This is a genomic window from Neobittarella massiliensis (ex Bilen et al. 2018) (genome assembly GCF_014269355.1).
Lineage (GTDB): Bacteria > Bacillota > Clostridia > Oscillospirales > Ruminococcaceae > Neobittarella > Neobittarella massiliensis.
This window is the reverse complement of sequence record NZ_JACOGI010000001.1, coordinates 306,711-324,549: the sequence shown is the minus strand read 5'-3', so window position 1 is coordinate 324,549 and position 17,839 is coordinate 306,711. Positions and strand designations below refer to the sequence as shown.

The 17,839-nt window shown below is 57.8% G+C and carries 18 protein-coding genes; 12 read left to right on the top strand and 6 right to left on the bottom strand.

The window, feature by feature from the left end; all coding sequences use genetic code 11:
* Positions 1 to 38: 38 nt before the first annotated feature.
* The 4 genes from H8K20_RS01535 to H8K20_RS01520 all read left to right on the top strand — a co-directional run bounded on the left by H8K20_RS01535 (position 39) and on the right by H8K20_RS01520 (position 4,170).
* On the top strand, positions 39 to 665 hold the full coding sequence (locus H8K20_RS01535) for a helix-turn-helix domain-containing protein (RefSeq protein ID WP_186487279.1): 627 nt from the start codon (positions 39 to 41) through the stop codon (positions 663 to 665).
* Positions 666 to 1,120: 455 nt separating this feature from the next.
* Positions 1,121 to 2,281: a pyridoxal phosphate-dependent aminotransferase gene (locus tag H8K20_RS01530; protein WP_154865931.1), complete on the top strand. Its 1,161-nt coding sequence runs from the start codon at positions 1,121 to 1,123 to the stop codon at positions 2,279 to 2,281.
* A 106-nt stretch (positions 2,282 to 2,387) separates the two neighbouring features.
* Complete coding sequence (locus H8K20_RS01525) at positions 2,388 to 3,350, top strand: NAD(P)-dependent oxidoreductase (protein WP_186487278.1); 963 nt, start codon at positions 2,388 to 2,390, stop codon at positions 3,348 to 3,350.
* Positions 3,351 to 3,465: 115 nt separating this feature from the next.
* Positions 3,466 to 4,170, top strand: a complete 705-nt coding sequence (locus tag H8K20_RS01520; RefSeq protein WP_186487277.1) for a 5'-methylthioadenosine/S-adenosylhomocysteine nucleosidase — start codon at positions 3,466 to 3,468, stop codon at positions 4,168 to 4,170.
* A gap of 130 nt (positions 4,171 to 4,300) precedes the next feature.
* Here H8K20_RS01520 and H8K20_RS01515 read toward each other — a convergent pair whose 3' ends face one another.
* Entirely contained in the window at positions 4,301 to 6,091 is a 1,791-nt protein-coding gene (locus tag H8K20_RS01515) for a hypothetical protein (protein ID WP_186487276.1), read from the bottom strand.
* 332 nt (positions 6,092 to 6,423) lie between these two features.
* Between H8K20_RS01515 and H8K20_RS13965 the strand changes: the two genes are divergently transcribed.
* The 6 genes from H8K20_RS13965 to H8K20_RS01490 all read left to right on the top strand — a co-directional run bounded on the left by H8K20_RS13965 (position 6,424) and on the right by H8K20_RS01490 (position 11,660).
* On the top strand, positions 6,424 to 6,558 hold the full coding sequence (locus tag H8K20_RS13965; RefSeq protein WP_279287402.1) for a hypothetical protein: 135 nt from the start codon (positions 6,424 to 6,426) through the stop codon (positions 6,556 to 6,558).
* A 164-nt stretch (positions 6,559 to 6,722) separates the two neighbouring features.
* Positions 6,723 to 7,127, top strand: a complete 405-nt coding sequence (locus H8K20_RS01510) for a NusG domain II-containing protein (protein WP_186487275.1) — start codon at positions 6,723 to 6,725, stop codon at positions 7,125 to 7,127.
* Positions 7,128 to 7,709: 582 nt separating this feature from the next.
* Entirely contained in the window at positions 7,710 to 9,104 is a 1,395-nt protein-coding gene (locus tag H8K20_RS01505; protein ID WP_186487274.1) for an ADP-ribosylglycohydrolase family protein, read from the top strand.
* 161 nt (positions 9,105 to 9,265) lie between these two features.
* Entirely contained in the window at positions 9,266 to 9,439 is a 174-nt protein-coding gene (locus H8K20_RS01500) for a hypothetical protein (RefSeq protein ID WP_186487273.1), read from the top strand.
* Positions 9,440 to 10,367: 928 nt separating this feature from the next.
* Positions 10,368 to 10,973 (top strand): pentapeptide repeat-containing protein, encoded by a 606-nt coding sequence (locus tag H8K20_RS01495; RefSeq protein WP_186487272.1) that lies wholly within the window; start codon positions 10,368 to 10,370, stop codon positions 10,971 to 10,973.
* 93 nt (positions 10,974 to 11,066) lie between these two features.
* Positions 11,067 to 11,660 carry a sugar O-acetyltransferase gene (locus H8K20_RS01490; protein WP_186487271.1) on the top strand — a complete coding sequence of 198 codons (594 nt, stop codon included), beginning with the start codon at positions 11,067 to 11,069 and terminating at the stop codon, positions 11,658 to 11,660.
* Positions 11,661 to 12,024: 364 nt separating this feature from the next.
* On the opposite strand, the gene H8K20_RS01485 is transcribed toward H8K20_RS01490, so the two are convergent.
* The 3 genes from H8K20_RS01485 to H8K20_RS01475 form a co-directional block, all read right to left on the bottom strand.
* Positions 12,025 to 12,825, bottom strand: coding sequence for a ZIP family metal transporter (locus H8K20_RS01485; protein ID WP_186487270.1), 801 nt, complete (start codon positions 12,823 to 12,825; stop codon positions 12,025 to 12,027).
* A 140-nt stretch (positions 12,826 to 12,965) separates the two neighbouring features.
* A complete protein-coding gene (rbr, locus tag H8K20_RS01480; RefSeq protein WP_105203399.1) occupies positions 12,966 to 13,505 on the bottom strand; it encodes a rubrerythrin in 540 nt (179 codons plus the stop codon).
* A gap of 79 nt (positions 13,506 to 13,584) precedes the next feature.
* Entirely contained in the window at positions 13,585 to 13,983 is a 399-nt protein-coding gene (locus H8K20_RS01475) for a Fur family transcriptional regulator (protein WP_186487269.1), read from the bottom strand.
* Positions 13,984 to 14,344: 361 nt separating this feature from the next.
* On the opposite strand from H8K20_RS01475, the gene H8K20_RS01470 reads away from it, so the two are divergent.
* Together H8K20_RS01470 and H8K20_RS01465 are read left to right on the top strand one after the other, a co-directional pair.
* Positions 14,345 to 14,590 (top strand): hypothetical protein, encoded by a 246-nt coding sequence (locus H8K20_RS01470; RefSeq protein WP_105203397.1) that lies wholly within the window; start codon positions 14,345 to 14,347, stop codon positions 14,588 to 14,590.
* A 103-nt stretch (positions 14,591 to 14,693) separates the two neighbouring features.
* Entirely contained in the window at positions 14,694 to 16,085 is a 1,392-nt protein-coding gene (locus tag H8K20_RS01465; protein WP_186487268.1) for a Sapep family Mn(2+)-dependent dipeptidase, read from the top strand.
* A gap of 119 nt (positions 16,086 to 16,204) precedes the next feature.
* Here H8K20_RS01465 and H8K20_RS01460 read toward each other — a convergent pair whose 3' ends face one another.
* Together H8K20_RS01460 and H8K20_RS01455 are read right to left on the bottom strand one after the other, a co-directional pair.
* On the bottom strand, positions 16,205 to 16,579 hold the full coding sequence (locus H8K20_RS01460) for a DUF4180 domain-containing protein (protein WP_186487267.1): 375 nt from the start codon (positions 16,577 to 16,579) through the stop codon (positions 16,205 to 16,207).
* Between the two features lie 48 nt (positions 16,580 to 16,627).
* Complete coding sequence (locus tag H8K20_RS01455) at positions 16,628 to 17,722, bottom strand: helix-turn-helix domain-containing protein (RefSeq protein ID WP_186487266.1); 1,095 nt, start codon at positions 17,720 to 17,722, stop codon at positions 16,628 to 16,630.
* Between the last annotated feature and the right edge of the window lie 117 nt (positions 17,723 to 17,839).

The following is a 17,839-nucleotide window of genomic DNA, read 5'->3' as shown; positions in this document are numbered from 1 at the left end:
AATGTGTCCTCCCTTTTTTTCTGTGAGGTGATCTTTGCGTGCAAACTGTTTACGAGATCCTGCGGCAGCACCGGCTGCTGGATCACTTTTTTAAAGTAGAGCTTTCGGCCGGGCAGCTGATCTACCGCTCGGGCGATCTGGTGCAGACCGTATACCTCATTCTCGACGGCGAGGTGGTGACCCGGCTGCCCACCCCGGACGGCGGATACCGCAGCCGGCTCTGCTGGGGGCCGGGTACGCTGCTGGGCCAGATCGAGGCGCTGGTGGCTTACCCCAACCAGCCCGACACCTTTGCCAGCACCGACGCGGTGCTGCTGGGTACCCCGGTAGCTGATTTTTTGCAGATGGTACACAGCTGTAACGACCTGTGCTACTATCTGGCCTGCCACAACGCCCGCGGTATGGCCGATGGGTTCATGCGTTCGCTGTACCACCGGCCCCGGTCAGTCAGGGCCAGACTGGCCGACTACCTGTTAAAAAATGCCGCTCCAGATGGCCTGTGTCAGCGGGCCGAAGACACCGCCGAGGTGCTGGGCACCACCCCCCGCACAGTGCGCAAATACCTGCAGCAGTTACAGGAAAAAGGGGCCATCATACGGCGGGACGGGCGGGTATATGTCGGTGATGCCGACATATTGCGGCAGTGTGCCGGCCGGGACCGGTGAACCGGCTACGGCGGTAATAGCAAGTTCAAAAGCGCTTTTGTGCCTTCAGTATACCGCCCCCACCAGCTGGGCTGGATGTCCATGGACCCGTTATCGTGCACAAATATCCAGCATATTTTTGTGTAATAATCGAATAAGCCCTCTGCTTTTTACAGAATGCAGAGGGCTTATTTGCAAGTTTTCTTTCTCTAAACTTTCAAATCCTGCTATTTTCTGGCGTATATATCAGGCACCAGGAACTATTCAGCCGGGCCCCCTGACAATGAAAATCCCTGTATCTGCGCAGTTTGCACCGTTTTAAAGGGCTGCCTACAAAATCGTTTTTGGAAAATAGATTTCCTGCAAAAAATAATTGACGGTACCTTTGTGCATCTGTATAATAAAAACATCAGAAATTTAGCTTTTTGCACAGCTCACAGCTGGATTACAAACTATGCAACAAGGGAGAGAACGTTATGTTAGGGCTTTCAAATATCGCGGCCAACTTCCCCGCCTCGGGTATTCGCGCCATGTTCGACGTGGCGGCTAAATACCCCGGCTACGCCAATCTCTGTAACGGTGAACCCAATTTTGAGACTCCGGACAACATCAAGGAGGCGGCTATCCGGGCCATTCGCGACGGCCAGACCCGCTATGCGCCGGAGGCCGGCACCATGGAATTCAGGCAGGCGGTGGCCGACAAGTACACCCGCCAGTTTGGCCGCACCTACGGGCCGGAAAACGTGTGTGCCTCGCTGGGCGGCGTAGAGGGCGTAATGCTGACGCTGATGGCTATTATAGACCCCGGCGACGAGGTGCTCATCCCCGACCCGTCGTACACCTGTTATCCCGGCCAGGTGGAGGTGCTGGGCGGCAAAGTGGTGCGGGTACCGGTGTACGAAGCAGACGGCTTTAAACTGACACCAGAGACGCTGGAGCGGTACATCACCCCCAAGACCAAGGCAGTCATCGTCAATTACCCCAATAACCCCATCGGCTCGATGCTGACCCCAGAGGCCGCCGAGGGGCTGGCCGACGTTATAGAGCGGCACGGCCTGTACGTCATATCTGACGAGGTGTACGAGGCCATCGTTTTTGACGGCAAAAAGCACTACTCGCTGGCCCAGGTGGAGCGCATCAAAGACCAGGTGATCGTGGTCAACTCGCTCTCGAAGACCTATGCCATGACCGGGTGGCGGATCGGCTACTGTTTGGGCAGCGCCGAACTCATCTTCCACATCGGCCAGATGCAGCAGTCGCTGGCCGCCTGCCTGCCCACCTTTGTGCTGGCTGCCGGTACCGAGGCCATCAGCGGCCCGCAGGATGCCGTAGAGGCTATGGCCAAAGAGTATGCCGCCCGCCGCGATATCCTCATGCAGGGGCTGTCGGGCTTGCCCAAAATAAAGCTCTTCCACACCGAGGGGTCGTTTTGCACCTTTATCAATGTAAAAGAGCTGGGCAAGCGTTCGGAGGAGATCGCCATCGACCTGATCGCCAAAGCCGGGGTGCTGACGGTGGGCGGCCAGGCCTTTGGCCGGATGGGCGAGGGATATCTGCGGGTGTGCTTTGCCAACTCGCAGGAAGTCATCCGCGAAGGGGTATCCCGCATCAGCCAGTACATCCACTCTATTGCCTGACCGGCAGGCAGCTTGCCCCCCTGTCCATCTGCCTGCAGATGTGCGGATATACCGGCTTGACCAAGCCCTGCGACCACATCGACCACATAGAAAAAAGGAGACGACTATGGCCTACAAGGCACTTTTCACCCAGCCATACAGTGCAGCTGAGATGCAGCGTGTAGCCGAGCTGGGTATCGACGCCACCTACATCGATGAATCGGCATTTTCGGAACCCGGTTTTTCATTGCCGGAGCAGCTGCGAGATATCGACCTGCTGGTGGGATACAACCCGTTCGTCGGGCTTGACCTGGACCAGCTGCCCGCTCTCAAATTCATCCAGCTGGTGAGCGTGGGCTTCAACCACGTGCCCGCCGGCGACATCCAGCGGCTGGGTATCGATATCGCCCACAACGTGGGGGCCACCCGCTTCCCCATCAGCGAATGGGTGCTCTGCCAGCTGCTGCAGATCTACAAAAAGGCCAAGGTGTTCTGCCGCCAGCAGCAGGTCCACCAGTGGCAGGTGCAGACCGATATATTGGAGCTCACCGGCAAGACGGTCACCTTTTTGGGGGCTGGCAACATCGCTGTAGAGACCGCCCGCAAACTAAAGGCCTTCGACTGCCACACCCAGGCCCTGAACCTGAATGAGGACCCGGTAGAAAACATCGATGAGGTCATCGATATTGCCAGGATCGACGAGGTGCTGCCCCACAGCGATATCGTCATCAGTGCGCTGCCGGCCACCAAAGAGACGTTTCACCTGCTAAACGGCGACCGGCTGCGGGCGATGAAAGACACGGCTGCGCTGGTAAATATCTCTCGCGGTACGGTCATCGACCAGCAGGCGCTCACCGAAGTGCTGCGCAACGGCAAGTTCCGCGGCGTGGCACTGGATGTGTTTGAGCAGGAGCCTCTGGATGCAGGCGACCCGCTGTGGGATATGGAGAACGTCTACATCACCCCCCACAACGCCATCTTTTCAGATCTGAGCGCCAGCCGGGTGTTTGAGTTGGTGTATGGCAATCTGGCCCATTTTGTAAGGGGAGAACCGGTAGAACACCCGGTACATTTTGACCGGGGCTACTGACGCTGGCCGCCTAAAAGACCGATCATCTAAATTACCTGTACCTGACCCCGTCCGCGGAGACGATCCCCGGACGGGGCAGTACTTTTGCCGCCGAGGCGGCCGAGAGGAGGACGAGATGGCAGCACCTATTTTGATATCGGGAGCTATGGACTGTGAGATCGACTACTTTTTAGAAGAACTCGCCGGCAGTACTCATCGGCAGATACACGGCTTTGACTTTTGGCAGGGTTCTTTACAGGGGCTGCCGGTGGTGGTGAGCCAGACCCGGGTGGGGATGGTAGCCGCCGCTATCGCCACCGCTGTTGGGTTGTCGGCATATATGCCGTCCGCCGTTATCAATCAGGGCACGGCCGGCGGCCACCGCCGCGACTTAAAGGTGGGCGATATCGTGATCGGGCGGGCCTGTGTGCCGATAAACGGGCTGGAGATGCCCGCCCGGAGCGAGGGGCAGGGCTGTGCCCCGCTCGAGTGGACACCAAACCACCGCACGATCTCACACCTGAGCGACCGGGCGCTGTGCGACCTGTTTGCCAGCACGCCCTATACCGGCGGGCAAAAGCGGTTGGGGGTGTTGGGCTGCGGGGATCTTTTCTCGCGGGAGATGGACCGCATCGACTGGTTGCAGGCCACTTTTGGCGAGGACTGTGAGGACATGGAGACCTATGCCGTACAGCAGGCCTGCCAGCACTTTGGCGTGCCGTTTGCCGGGGTGCGCATCATCTCGAACAACGAGCGCACGCTGGACCCCTACGACCGCTCCACCGCGCGGACTCTGCAGCAATTCGTCTGCCGGGCGCTGGCAGACTGGCCGGCGCACTAGATCGTGCAGCGCAATACCAAAATAGGAGCGGGAGCCGTGGATCACACCACCGCTCCCGCTCCTATTTTTTATCTGATCGGTCTCACTTTTTACGGTCTTTCTGTCTGTCAGCGAGCTGGTCTACTCGTATTTACTCGCCCAGGATACGCCTGTTCTCGCTCTGGTAATAGGCTGCCGCCTGGCGGTTGGGGTAACCGCTGTCGGTGCGCGCAGCGCGGGTGCCCGACAGGCGGGTAAACAGCTGGTTGGCCGGCAGATCTTCATCATAGCGGGGCCGCTCTTCAAAAGTCACCTCGTCGATGTGGCCGCAATGGGGCCGGTGGGGCAAATTTTCAAATGTGGTGTCTTCACAGCCCACACATTTGCCGCAGTAGCCGTTGACATGGTAACGACAGCCGGTATTTCGGCAGCGGCAGCTGTTGCCGCCGGTGCAGCACACGTAGCTGCAGTCGCAGCAGTCTCCACACTCGCAGGTCTCATCGTCTTCACAACCACAGCCACAGCCGCAGCCGGTATTGCCGCAGGTATTGGCGGTACCGCAGGCGCCCTGACTGCTCTCGCCGTCACAGCTCATGCCCGGGGCGCCGCGGCCACACACGTCGCAGGGGTCTTCACAGCAGCACCGGCAGCAGCAACCGCCAGTTCCGCCCGTCTCACCGCCGGTGCCGCCGGTAGAGCCGGTATCGGAGCAGTGACACACGCCGTTTTCGTCCAGATAGCCGTGGCAGTAGCCGTCGGCGTCTACGCAGCCGGTACCGCCGCCAGTTCCGCCCGTCTCACCGCCGGTGCCACCGGTAGAGCCGGTATCGGAGCAGTGACACACGCCGTTTTCGTCCAGATAGCCATGGCAGTAGCCGTCGGCGTCTACGCAGCCGGTGCCGCCGCCAGTTCCGCCCGTCTCGCCGCCGGTGCCACCGGTAGAGCCGGTATCGGAGCAGTGGCACACGCCGTTTTCGTCCAGATAGCCGTGGCAGTAGCCGTCGGCGTCTACGCAGCCGGTACCACCGCCAGTTCCGCCCGTCTCGCCGCCGGTGCCGCCGGTAGAACCGGTGTCAGAGCAGTGGCAGATGCCGTTTTCGTCCCAGTAACCGTGGCAGTAGCCGTCGGCATCGATACAGCCGGTGCCACCACCGGTACCGCCGGTGGGCTCACAGCTGCAGGTGCACTGACAGTTGCCGTTTTCATCGGTGTAACACCAGCAGGTACAGCCCTCACAGCCACAGGTACAGCCAGTAGGGCCGGTGGGACCGGTCGTGCCGGTGTCATCCCAGCAGTTTTGCGCGCCGCTGGGGGGGACTACACCGGCACAGCTGTTGTCGCAGCCGCTGGCACCACAGCCAAACAGGCAGCCATCCTGATCGTCACAGCAGCCGTCAGGGCCGCAGGGTCCGCTCCCACCGGTGCTGCCGGTGTCGCAGCCGCAATTGCAGCAGCTGCAGCAGTTACAGCTGCCACTTTCGGCGGCTTCCGGTTGGATAGGGCGATCGATGTCTGGGATGATGCTCTCCTCTGGCCCCGGCTCTATATAGGTGGGCTCGGGTTCAGGGATGGCGATGGGCTGCCGGTAAGTATCGGGTTCCTCCGCCACCGGAGCAGCGCGTTTTTGACGGCGGGGGCGGGGGTATTCCGGCGGTTGCACCGGTTCAAAGTCCTGTGGGTCGTGGGGGCGTTCCTCCTCCTCGTAGTAGCGGGTATAGGCTTCTACCTGGGCGGCGGTGTCCTCCTCGCGCAGCAGTTCTTCACAGCTCTTGTCTTTGGCGCGCTTGTAGAACCGGTCTTTGTCGCTGTAGTTTTTAATGCTGTCGTACACGCTCAGCAGCAGGTTTTTGACGCCGCCCGGTCCTTCCCCGGTCGGCAGACTGCGCCGGCTGTACGCCTCGGTGGCAAATGCCAGGGCGGGCCTTGCAAAAAAGTCAAACATAACACTCTCACCTTTGTCATATAAATTGTGCGGGCCCCAAGTGCGGGCAAAGGGCCGCGATTAACTGCCGACCCCGTCCCGCTCCGCCGGGCTGCCGCGCCCGACAGATGTGTGCCGGTATCAGGATCCTCTGTACAGTCTATTCCCACCCCGGCCATTGTGTCACAAACGCGTTTTGACCGCAGTTTGGCGGGCATTTTGGTGGCCGACGGTGTGTTTTGGCGATTGTAACCTTTTCTTAACTTATTTGTAACTGCTTTTTAGTTTTATTTACCCCCGACCCGTGTATAATGAAAATATAGAGAACAAACTCATCAAAGGAGGTCACGCACGTGAAAAAAGTCATCGGTATCCTGGCCGCAGTATTGATCTTAGGTTCACTTATCGCCATAGCGGGGGACAGACCCCGGGGAACTTTTTATGCCGGTGGCAGCCACAGTACCTCTGTGTGTGACACCATCTTTTAACAAAAGCCCTGACAGCACCCCAAAAACAGCATATGTAAATGTAAAGGAGGTGTGAATTCACCTCCTTTTTTCTTTTCAAAACCCTGTTGGCTGTGCTATAATAACATGCATATGGCCCGGTGTTTTTATGGACGGGCAATTTTTCGTGTAAGGTGGTACCTTCTTTGAAGAAGAAAGAGTTTAAGATCGCAGTACTGGTCCTGCTGGTAGTAGTGGGGCTTTCAGCCTGGGGCATCTTGGCCAAGGCACCGGTAGTAGGCGGCACGGTGGCCCAGGTGACCTATGACGGCAAAGAGGTGCTCTCTATCCCCCTCAACGGCGAGCCGGGCACCTTCACCGTAAAAGGCGCCATGGTCTGGAAAGAGGATGAAAACGGCGACCCCATCACCGATGATGACGGCAACAAGATAGAGGAGCGGCTGGTGGCCACACTGGTCCGCGATGAAAAAGGGGTAAAGTTTATCAACTCGGTCTGCCCCGACCACCTGTGTGAACAGCAGGGCTACGTAAAAGATAAAGGTGACACTGCGGTGTGCATACCGGGCAAGATCTCGGTGACTGCCGAGTAGAAATTTACAAAAAGAACAAACCCCGGCAGAGTGCTCTGCCGGGGTTTGTTCTTTTTTACAGGGGGAGAAAATACCCGCGCGGTCTCCCCTTCTTCGCTTTTGGGGCCGGTATCTGCCGGGCGGGTGGCGCTAAATAGAGCACAGGTGGGCCAGCACCTTGCCAAAACAGGCCGCTAAAGCTGGCGCGGCCGGGTAAATGTATGCAAGAGAAAAGGCCCGCCTTGACCGAGCGGGCCCTCTCTCTAAAAGAGGAGTTATATGAAAAACAAAAGGTTTGGAAGTAAGCTGCGTTGGGGTGCTGTAGCTGCCGGTCGGCAGCTGCTTTAGAAGAAGTGTTTCTCTCTTTCTGGTATGTACACAGTATACCCCTGTTGGCCCGCTGAATATACAAGTTTGGGTAAACAGTTTGTGTCTGTTTTGTTACCAAGGCCTTTGGTGTATATAGTCAAATCTGGCTATAAAACCGCAGCATGTCGCCAAAAATAGATAGCTCACCTTATAATTTAAAAGCCCCTATGCTATCATGGTCGATGATGGGCGAGCAATACGGCTGTGGCCCCAAGTGGAAAGGAAGGCAAATCCATGAAAACTGTATATCAACACAACCGCGAGCTGATCGAAAATGCCGTACCACGCATCCTCTCCGAAGACGAGCAGTCCTGGACCAAGGCGCTGGCACTGGATGACCAGCTCTCGGCCAAAGACAGGCTGCTCTGGGGCTCTAACGTGCCCGGTTCCGGGGCGCCGGAACAGGTCATCGTCGGCGGTATTCTGGCCATGCAGACCATGGGCTACGACGTATCGGAGGCCGAAAAGCTCATCGAGCCGGCGCTGAAAGCCCGGCAGGAAGACGACCGCATCACCTTGGGCATGCTCACCGCCAAGGTTTTTCACATCCTCAATAACTGCCCCAAGGTAAAAGATCACCCCTACTTTGCATACACGGTATACGAGAACTACGACCAGTACCGCAAAGCAGTATCGTTCCCCGCCAAGGCGGATATCGACACTGCCAGCAAAGACTTTTTAGACCGCACCCACGCCGCCTGGCTGACCCAGATCATCGGCGCGGCACTGGGCACCTGCCTGGAAGGCTATACCGCCGACGCGCTGAAAGCATTTTTCGGCGAGATCAGAGATTACCCGCGCAAGCCCAGTACCTATAACGACGACATCACCTTTGAGCTGGCCTTTTTAGAGGCATTCATCAAATCTGGCAGCAAGATCACCTCTGAAGATGTGGCCCTGCACTGGGCGGGCATGATCCCCAGCGCCTGGTCGGCAGAGGATATCGCGCTGCAGAACTTTAAGCTGGGCATCTTTCCGCCTGAGAGCGGCTACCGCTGCAACCCGTGGCGGGAGTGGATTGGCGCCCAGATGCGCGGGGCGATCTGCGGCATGTTGGCCCCCGGCAACGCCGAGGAAGCTGCCCGGCTGGCCTGGATCGACGGCTGTATCTCACACCACAACAACGGCATCCTAGGCGAGATCTTTAATGCCGTGATGGTGAGCCTGGCCTATAGCATGGACAACGTCAAGGATGTGATGCTGGCCGCTTTCAGCGCGATCCCCGCTGACAGCGAGTACCGCAGCGTGATTGATTTCGCCCTGGAGAGCTGCCGCCAGCACGACAACTGGCTGTCGGCTTGGCGCCCCTGTGAGGAGAAATACAGCGCCTATAACTGGATCCACGCCTACCCCAATGCCGCCGCCGAAGTGGTGGCGCTGTACTACTGCGACAACGACTTTGATACCTGTATGAATATCATTGGCATGCTGGGGCAAGACAGCGACTGCAACGCCGCCCAGATCGCCACTCTGTTCGGTGCCATGCAGGGCCACAGCTGTATCGACGCCCACTGGTCTGACCCCATCGGCGACGATCTGTACACCTATGTGCGCGGCTACCACCAGCTGACGATCACCGAGCTGGCTCAGCGCACAGTCGACGCGGTCAACAACGCCGATAAGCACTAAATACTGCAAGACCGTGCACCTCTGCACAGAATGCGGCCCCGGCTAAAAGCCGGGGCCGCATTTTTATAGCCAGGACCGAATATTTTTGCACCGCCAGAATACCGGGCTCTTTTTACCCAAAAGAGAAGTGCCGCCATGGACATGTATGGCGCGTCGTTTATATGCGCTTTAGAGAGCAGCGGCCTGAACGCGTGTGCCGCATCCCCAAAGCAGGCTTGCACAATCACTTTTCTCTGGGGGCAGCCGACAACTGCAGCCACTCGTGCCGGCGTACCAGCTACCACATCGAGCCGGTGATGGGCGTGCTCTCTTCTTCTGCCGAGATGGAGACCTGAGGCATGCGCTGCACACAGAGCTGTTTTGACTCACCCGACGGGCACGAGCTGTCCACCGGGGCCGCCCTGTTTTAGGCCCAGCAACACGGTGTGACCGTGCTGAAGATCGATAAAGATGTATGGCACTGGACGCCTATTATGGCGGCGATATCGATCGTCTGCTAAATGCCTTACCGGTTCTCAGCCGCGCATCGCCCCCAATATGGAACTGCGGCTGCCGATCGAGCTGTCACGCCGCACCCCTGTGGGCTATTTGCCGGCCCGTCTGGAACATTTTTGGGGGCGGCCGGAATTTTACTCGATCGATCTGTACGGCGGCCAACACGCCCGACTCGTCGAGAGCTCTCGTTCTCTTTACCGGCAGGCGAAAAAGCATGGGCTGTGTCTGAAAATCCAATGTTGGCTACTGGGATCCAGCCGAGGGTGTCATAGCCGCCGTGGGTTACCTAAAGCTTGACGATGTACGGTGCCAAATTTCCGCTGCCGATCCTCCCCGAGCGAGCGATCTGCTCTGCCAGCAGGGTATTTGTTCAGGCGCCGCTCCCACCGGCAATCTGGAGTTGGGGCGGGTATCCTGTGTGGCTACATACACCATCGGGCTACTTTTGGATGCTGGAGTAACGGTGACACCGGCACCGGGCGACTGCCTTCTGTTATAACAGCGATGTGTTGGGAGCATATTTAAAGCTGTGCGGGGCCTTGACCGAATTTCGACTGCAGCAAAATCGGCATGACGTGCTGTGAGCCGTTTATAGTGTACATCGACGAGATAGGAAGAGCCGTTGGCCCCCCTGCCCGGCAGCTCTTTTACCATATTGTCTTTTGGGCCTGCAAAGCTAAAGCTGCCGCAAAAAAGGCATCTCGTCTCTTGCTCTGAAAAGCCATGCAGGGTATACTGGGGGCATGGCCAAAAAGGGAGGACTTTTACATGGAGATATTGTTCGGGCAGACCTATACCGAACAGCTATTTGACCGGGCTGATTTTACCGATGCCCGCTGGGAGCAGGTGCAATTTGTGCGCTGCACCTTTGCCTCTTGCGCACTGGACTACCTGCAGACCGATCGCTGCCAGTTTGAAAACTGCAAGTTTGAATTTTGCCAGCTGGGTGGCAGCAAGCACGAAAAGAGCGTGTTCGCCGGCTGTAAATTTCGCGATTGCAACCTGTTTTCAGCGGAGTTTACCGGCTGTAAAGGCATTGGCAGCAACCTGCACGGCTGTGCCTCTACCGGGCTCGCGATACGCGGCGGCAATTGGTCGTACGCCAGTTTTTCAGGGCTGTTTTTGCAGGGGACCGACTTTTCGGGCCTGATGCTGGCCCATGCCGATCTGCGCGACTGCAAGCTGCAGAAGTGCAACTTTCGCGACTGTGACATGACCCAGTGCTACCTGCAAAACGCCGATCTGACCGAGGCCGACCTGCGCGGCGCCCAGTTAGATGGCGTGGACCTGCGTGCCTGCCGCATGAAAAAGACCAAACTGGATATGGTACACGCCATCCAGATAGCGGAGGCAATGGGCGCGGTGATCGTGTAGACTGGTACTGTTCCACCCGCCCGGTAAATAATTACGGGGCAACCAAAAACGTGATGTTCTGGCGCTGAGACGCTTTTTATGAGGAGGACGATGATGACCGAACTGGAAAAAATGCTCGCCGGTGAACTGTACAACGCCGCCGACCCGGAGCTGGTGGCCCTGCACCAGCAGGCCCGGCAGCTGACTGCCCAAATAAACCGCGAAGAAGATATCGAGCGCCGCACCCAACTGTGCTACCAGCTGCTGGGAGAGGCCGGGGAAAACCTGTTTATCGAGACGCCTTTTGCCTGCGACTACGGGCGGTTTATTAAAGTGGGCAATCATTTTTACGCCAACGTAGGCGTTACGATCCTAGATTGCGCACCGGTTACGATCGGCGACAACGTTCTGCTGGCCCCCGGCGTAAAACTGCTGACTGCCACCCACCCAGTAAGCGCTAAATTGCGGGCCACCGGCCTGGAGTACGCGCTGCCCATCACCATCGGCAGCGACTGCTGGCTGGGGGCGGGCTGTATGGTGGGTCCGGGGGTCACCATTGGCAGCGGTACGGTCATCGGCATGGGCAGCGTGGTGACCAAAGATATCCCCGCCGGGGTAGTGGCTGCCGGCAACCCAGCGCGTATATTGCGTCCGGTAGGGCCAGAAGACGACCTTTACTATGCTAAGGGGCGAAAAGTTGAACTGTAAACTCGGAATATATTATACGATACGTAATATTTTTACATGATAATACTTATTTTGACCTGTTTTTGGATGATCTGCTGCACTTTGACAGCATTGTATAAAAAGTATGCGTTGACTGGTGCGCCGTGTCAGAGATGGGCAAACGATAGATATGGCCGCGGTCTGTATCGTTGGCAGACAGGTAAACTGCCGCTGTGGGCAGCGCATTCCTGCTGGGATGCCATCTAAGACGGACAAAAAAGGGACTGGACCTGCACAATGTGCAGGTCCAGTCCCTTTTGGGCAATTCTTTTCGGCGCACAGTAAACAGTCCGTATACAGTTCACCGTACACAGTACACAGTACACCGTTCACAGCGACCGGCTGTTTAACCCAGCGCCACGTCGAGCAGCATCATCAGTGCAAAGCCGATCATTGCGCCCCAGGTACCGGCGTGACTGTGACCGGTCTGCGACTCGGGGATGAGCTCTTCTACAACCACGTAGATCATGGCGCCGGCGGCAAAAGCCAGCATCCAGGGCATGATCCCCTGGACCGTAGCCGCCAGCAGCACACCCACCAATCCGGCCACCGGCTCGACAAAGCCACTGGCTGCACCGTAGAAAAACGATTTCTTTTTTGATAGCCCCTCTTTTTTAAGCGGCAGCGAGATGGCCGCCCCCTCAGGGAAGTTTTGCAGCCCGATGCCGATAGCCAGAGCGATCGCCGCCGACAGTGTAGCGGTGCTGCCCCCCTGCGCGGCCAGCCCAAAAGCCAAGCCCACAGCCATACCTTCGGGTATATTGTGCATAGTCACCGCCAGCACCAACATCGTGCTGCGGCGAAAGCTGTCGGTATGCGTCCCCTCGGGCGTTTTGGCGCCGGGATGCAGGTGGGGCAGCAGGCGGTCGAGCAAAAACAGAAATCCGCCCCCTAACAAAAAGCCGATAAAGGCCGGCGGCCAGCCCAGTTTCCCCTGCTCCTCAGCCATGTCGATAGCCGGGATGAGCAGCGACCAAACTGAGGCGGCCATCATCACCCCTGAGGCAAAGCCCAAAAAACCTTTTTGCATCGACGGGTCGATATCGTCCTTTACCAAAAACACCATACCCGCCCCCAGGGCAGTGACCAAAAAGGTAAAGCCAGTGCCCAGCATGGCCATCGCCACGGGGTTTTGCAGCACTGCCATGATCTCTCCTCCTCTTTATAGTTTTCTACCAGCCCTTCTACCACCGCAGTGGGGCCCGGTACACCAGCCTATGTTCGCGGTGCGAAAAAAGGCCCTCTGCCGCACGGCAGAGGGCCTTTTTGGCTGGTAAAATAGCTGATTTAGTAGTTCTCGGCCTTGACCTGGAAGTAGGCGCGGGGATGTGCGCAGACCGGGCAGACCTCGGGGGCCTCGGTGCCCAGAACGATGTGGCCGCAGTTGCGGCACTGCCACAGGACTTTTTCGCCCTTGATAAATACTGCGTTGCCCTCGACGTTGGCCAGCAGCTTGAGGTAGCGCTCCTCGTGCTCTTTCTCGATCTTGGCTACGCCTTCCATCAGGTCGGCAATGTGGTCAAAACCCTCTTCTCTGGCCTCTTTGGCAAAATTGGCATACATGTCGGTCCACTCGTAGTTCTCGCCTTCGGCGGCATCTTTCAGGTTGGCGGCAGTGTCGCCAATGCCGTCGTGCAGCAGTTTAAACCACATTTTGGCATGCTCTTTCTCGTTATCGGCAGTCTCCTGGAACAGAGCGGCGATCTGCTCATAACCCTCTTTTTTGGCCTTGGAGGCATAGAAGGTGTATTTGTTTCTGGCCTGGCTCTCGCCGGCAAAAGCAGTCATCAGGTTGGCTTCGGTCTTGGTACCTTTTAAATTCTTCATTTCAAAATTCCCTCTTTCTATAAAACTTTTGTGGGTATATAGTTGCGGACACGGCGCCCGCCAGAGTACAAAATAAGATCTAGTGGGCAGTGCTGTCCGCGCCCGCCTGCTGGCAGTGGGGACAATACCCGGTGACGATGAGCTGGTGGCCGGTAACGGCAAAGCCGGTACTGGCCTGTATCTGCTCGTCCAATCCGTCGAGCAGCGACAGCTGCAGGTCGAACACCTGACCGCACTGCTGGCAGAGCATGTGATAGTGGGGCACGGTGTGGCCGTCGAACCGGTCGCCTTGATTGGGTAGCGGTATCTTCACGATCTGCCCCGTTTGGCTGAGCAGGTTGAGATTGCGGTACACGGTGGCCAGACTGATCTGCGGATTGTCTTTTTTAAGGATGTGGTAGACCTGGTCGGCTGTGGGGTGGATGGAATTTTCGCGCACCGCCTGCAGCACCAGTTCGCGCTGTCTGGAATATTTCATAGCTGCACTTTCATTAAAAGAATAACTGTTATTGTTTTTGTTTGAGTTTATTATAGACGAAAGCAGTCCAGTTGTCAACATATTTTTCGCATTTATTTTTTTAATTGCCAAACAGCCCCGGCGGCGCTACACAGAGCATGCCCAATATGTGCGGCAGATATTTCCACCGGTCCTGTTTCATCTATTATACATAATTGCTGTAACGTGATTTGGTATTTTATGTGAATTTTTTATGGCGGCACTTTCCTTTGTTAAATGGCTATGCTATAATAAGGTACACGGCAGCGGCGTGTTGCTGCGCCGTGCGCCGTCCCACCGGACGCAGAGAGAGCGCCGTAATTGGCGAATGGAGGTATAGCGTATGTCTAAAGTTCTGGTAAAAGTCGACGATCTGGCAAAAGCTGTGCGGTTATACGAGTTGGCATCGGCCGCCAAAAGTGAAGTTGCTGTAGAGCAGGGCCAGTGGAGATCCCCCGTTGTCTCGCCCTTGGGCTTCTTCGGTCTGTGCGCTTTCAATATGAAAGAGCCCATGACCGTCATCAGTGATGACGAGGACTTCATTGCAAAAGTAAAGGCTGACACCACCCTGTTCCACAGCGATAACTAATGCCTTGATAGAACCCCGAAAAGCCGCTTTTAAAGCGGCTTTTTTCTCCCCACCGGCCCCCGTACAAAGCGATGGGGCATCACAGAAGAAAGTGGTGATACCTTTGAGAGAGATCATCGAAAAATTTATAGACGATAACGGCCAGCAGCTGCTGCACGATCTGGGCCGCCTGGTCGCCATCCCGTCGGTGGCACCGGTGAGCCCGCAGCCCGGCCCCTACCCCTACCTGGAGCCCTGTGCCCAGGCCCTGGACTACATGCTGCGCCGGGGCAGCGAGATCGGGCTGGCCGGCGAGAACATCGACTACCGCTGCGGTGTGCTGAGCTACGGCGACGGCGACGAGTCGATCGCGATCGCCGCCCACCTGGACGTGGTGCCGGCCGGCGACGGCTGGACCGGCGACCCCTTCAGCCTGCGGGTAGAGGGCGACACGCTGTACGGGCGCGGCGTCAACGACAACAAGGGCTCTGCCATCATGAGCCTTTACCTGATGAAGTTTTTGCAGGAAAACCAGATCCCCCTCAAACACAAGATCCAGCTCATTTTGGGCTGCGACGAGGAGACCGGCATGACCGACATGCCGTACTACCTGTCCAAGAAAAAGGCGCCTGCGATCACGCTGGTACCGGACGGCGAATTCCCCATCTGCGTAGGTGAAAAAGGCCTGTGTGAGGGAGAGATCATCTCGCAGCCGACCAGTGATGACAGCCCTATCCTCTCGCTTAAGGGGGGCAGCGCCTCGAACATGGTGCCCTCCAGTGCGGTGGCCGTGGTGCGGGCTACCGACTTGCCCACACCCGCATGCGGCGACATCACCCTCTGTGAAAAAGACGGGCAGACCACCATCACCGCCGCCGGGGTCTCGGCGCACGCCTCTACCCCCGATGCCGGCGACAACGCCATTGGCAAACTGGTCGATTACCTGCTGGACTGCGCGCTGGTCGAAGGCTACGAAAAAGACGTGCTGGAGACCGCCCGTGACCTGAGCTGCACCTGCTACGGCGAGGGGTTTGGTGTGGCCTGCGCCGACGAGACCTTTGGCAAGCTCACCTGCATTTGCGGTACCATTAAAAAAGACGAGCAGGGGCAATATGCCATCGGCTTTAACATCCGCTGGCCGATGGCCATACAGGGCGATGTGCTCAAGAGCGCCATCGAGCTCTGCTGTGGCGATATCGACGCCAAGCTGCAGCTGAACCTGTTTGATGAGCCCCACTACGTAGATCCCGAGCAACCGGCTGTACAGGCACTTAAACGCTGTTACGAGCAGGTCACCGGCGAGCCCTGTGGCCACTATGTCATCAGCGGGGCAACCTATGCCCGCTATTTTCCCATGGGGCTTACCTTTGGCCCCATGTTCCACAGCGATATCGAGCAGATGCCGGCCGGGCACGGCAGCGCCCACCAGCCCGATGAGATGTTGCCGCTGGCGACGCTGAAAAAGGCGCTGGCTATCTATATCGATACCATCGCCGCTCTGGACGGTATCCTGTAGCCGGGCGCTATATGCTCTATATAATAGTAAAAAGGATGGGGAGCTTTTTGCTCCCCATCCTTTTTATTTCGTATTTTTATCGATCTAAACGGCAGTGATCATCCGGGGATACGTGACTGCTATTTTGCCTGCGCCAGTTGCTGTACGGCAGCCCCGCAGTCAGCGACAAAGAAAAAGTTGCGCCCACGGTTGCTCTCGCTGATAAAGTCGTGCAGCGGCTTGCTGGTGTACCGGCTGTAGTCGCCGTAGATAGCCAGTTTTACCCCGTACTGGATATACTTTTCCAGCACTGCGCCCGCCAGGCCGGTACTGAGAATAAAAAAGTCTTCGTGTACCGCTTTTTTGCCGATGGCGATGCGGTCGGCATCGGCCTGACAGCGCACCTGCATCATCAGGTCCAGCGCCGAGTCGACATCGGTCAGCACCTTTTCACGGCCGGCCGCTTCAATCACGGCGATGCGGCGGCCATTTTCTATCTGCAGCTGTATCTGCATGTCTCATCATCTCCTGTTCGGCAGTGCCACTGCGACACCGCCTATCTCTTATGGTATATTTTCCCCACTCTGTTCCCCCAGCGCCCGCAGTCGCTGGAGCACGGCTGCATAGCGGGGATGGCGGCGCAGCGAATCTAGCTGGGTCTGCTCCTCCACCATCTGACACAGGTGCGGCTTGAGCAGCGCCTCACCCATAGGTTGCGCCGTCATTTTGATGCGGTCAAACCAGGGGTAGGTACCTATCTCCCCCACATCGGGCCAGCGCGCAGCCAGGTCAGCATACCGTTCCAGCGCGTCGAGGGCGGACTCTACCTCACCCTGTGTTGCCAGGCAGCCGGCCAGCGCCAAAAACAGGTTCTGCCCCAACCCCACCTGCAAGCCGAGGACCTGCGCCACGTCGATAGCCCGCTGTAACAGGAACTGTTGGCGGCGGGCATCCTGCCCCTTTTGGGCAATGTTGGCCAGTAACATCAGGTCGGTCACCGCCATAAAGGCGCACATGTACAGGTCCTGCTGGGCCAGTTCGGCGGCGCGGTCATCTTTTCCCTGCCGGGCATAAAGCGGCGCCAGTTGGCGGCGGGGGTCGAAGCTGTTCGGCGGCTGCTGTTCGAGCAGGTACACCGCCTCGTCGGTGCGCTCGAGCATGCTGTAATAGGCGGTGAGAGCCACAATGGCTGCCTGGGCCGTCTCGCCCTGCGCGATCTCACGGCAGCGCTCCAGCAGTTCGCACCCCCACTGTAACACCTGCTTAGCCTGCTTTTCATCTTGGCAGCAAAGCACCAGCTGCTGGGCAAAGCTGCCCAGCTTTAACAGCAGCAGGCTGTCGGCGGGATACTGATGGACCAGTGCCTTTGCCTGCTCCCAGGCCGGGCACAGCCCCTCACGCACCAGCAGTGCGCTGCAGGCAGCTACCAGCGACTGTACCTGCCCGCTATCGAGCTGGGGGCGAAAATTCAGCAGCGCGTCGGGGGTGGTGTGCAGAGCGCGGGCGATCGGCGCCAATAGGGCAATATCGGGGCAGGTGGCCCCCATCTCCCACTTGGAGACCGCCGAATGGCTGACCCCCACCAGATCGGCCAGCTGCCCCTGGGTGAGCCCGCATTTGTGCCGGGCGGCGGCGATATTTTTTGCCAACTGCTGCATCGTATCTTCCCCCTCTATCTACCCCTATCATACCCCACAGACCGCCCGCTGACAATGGAGCTTCGCGCCTGTCATCGCAGCTTCACTGTTCCTGGCAGGAAAGTTTGCCGGTCACCG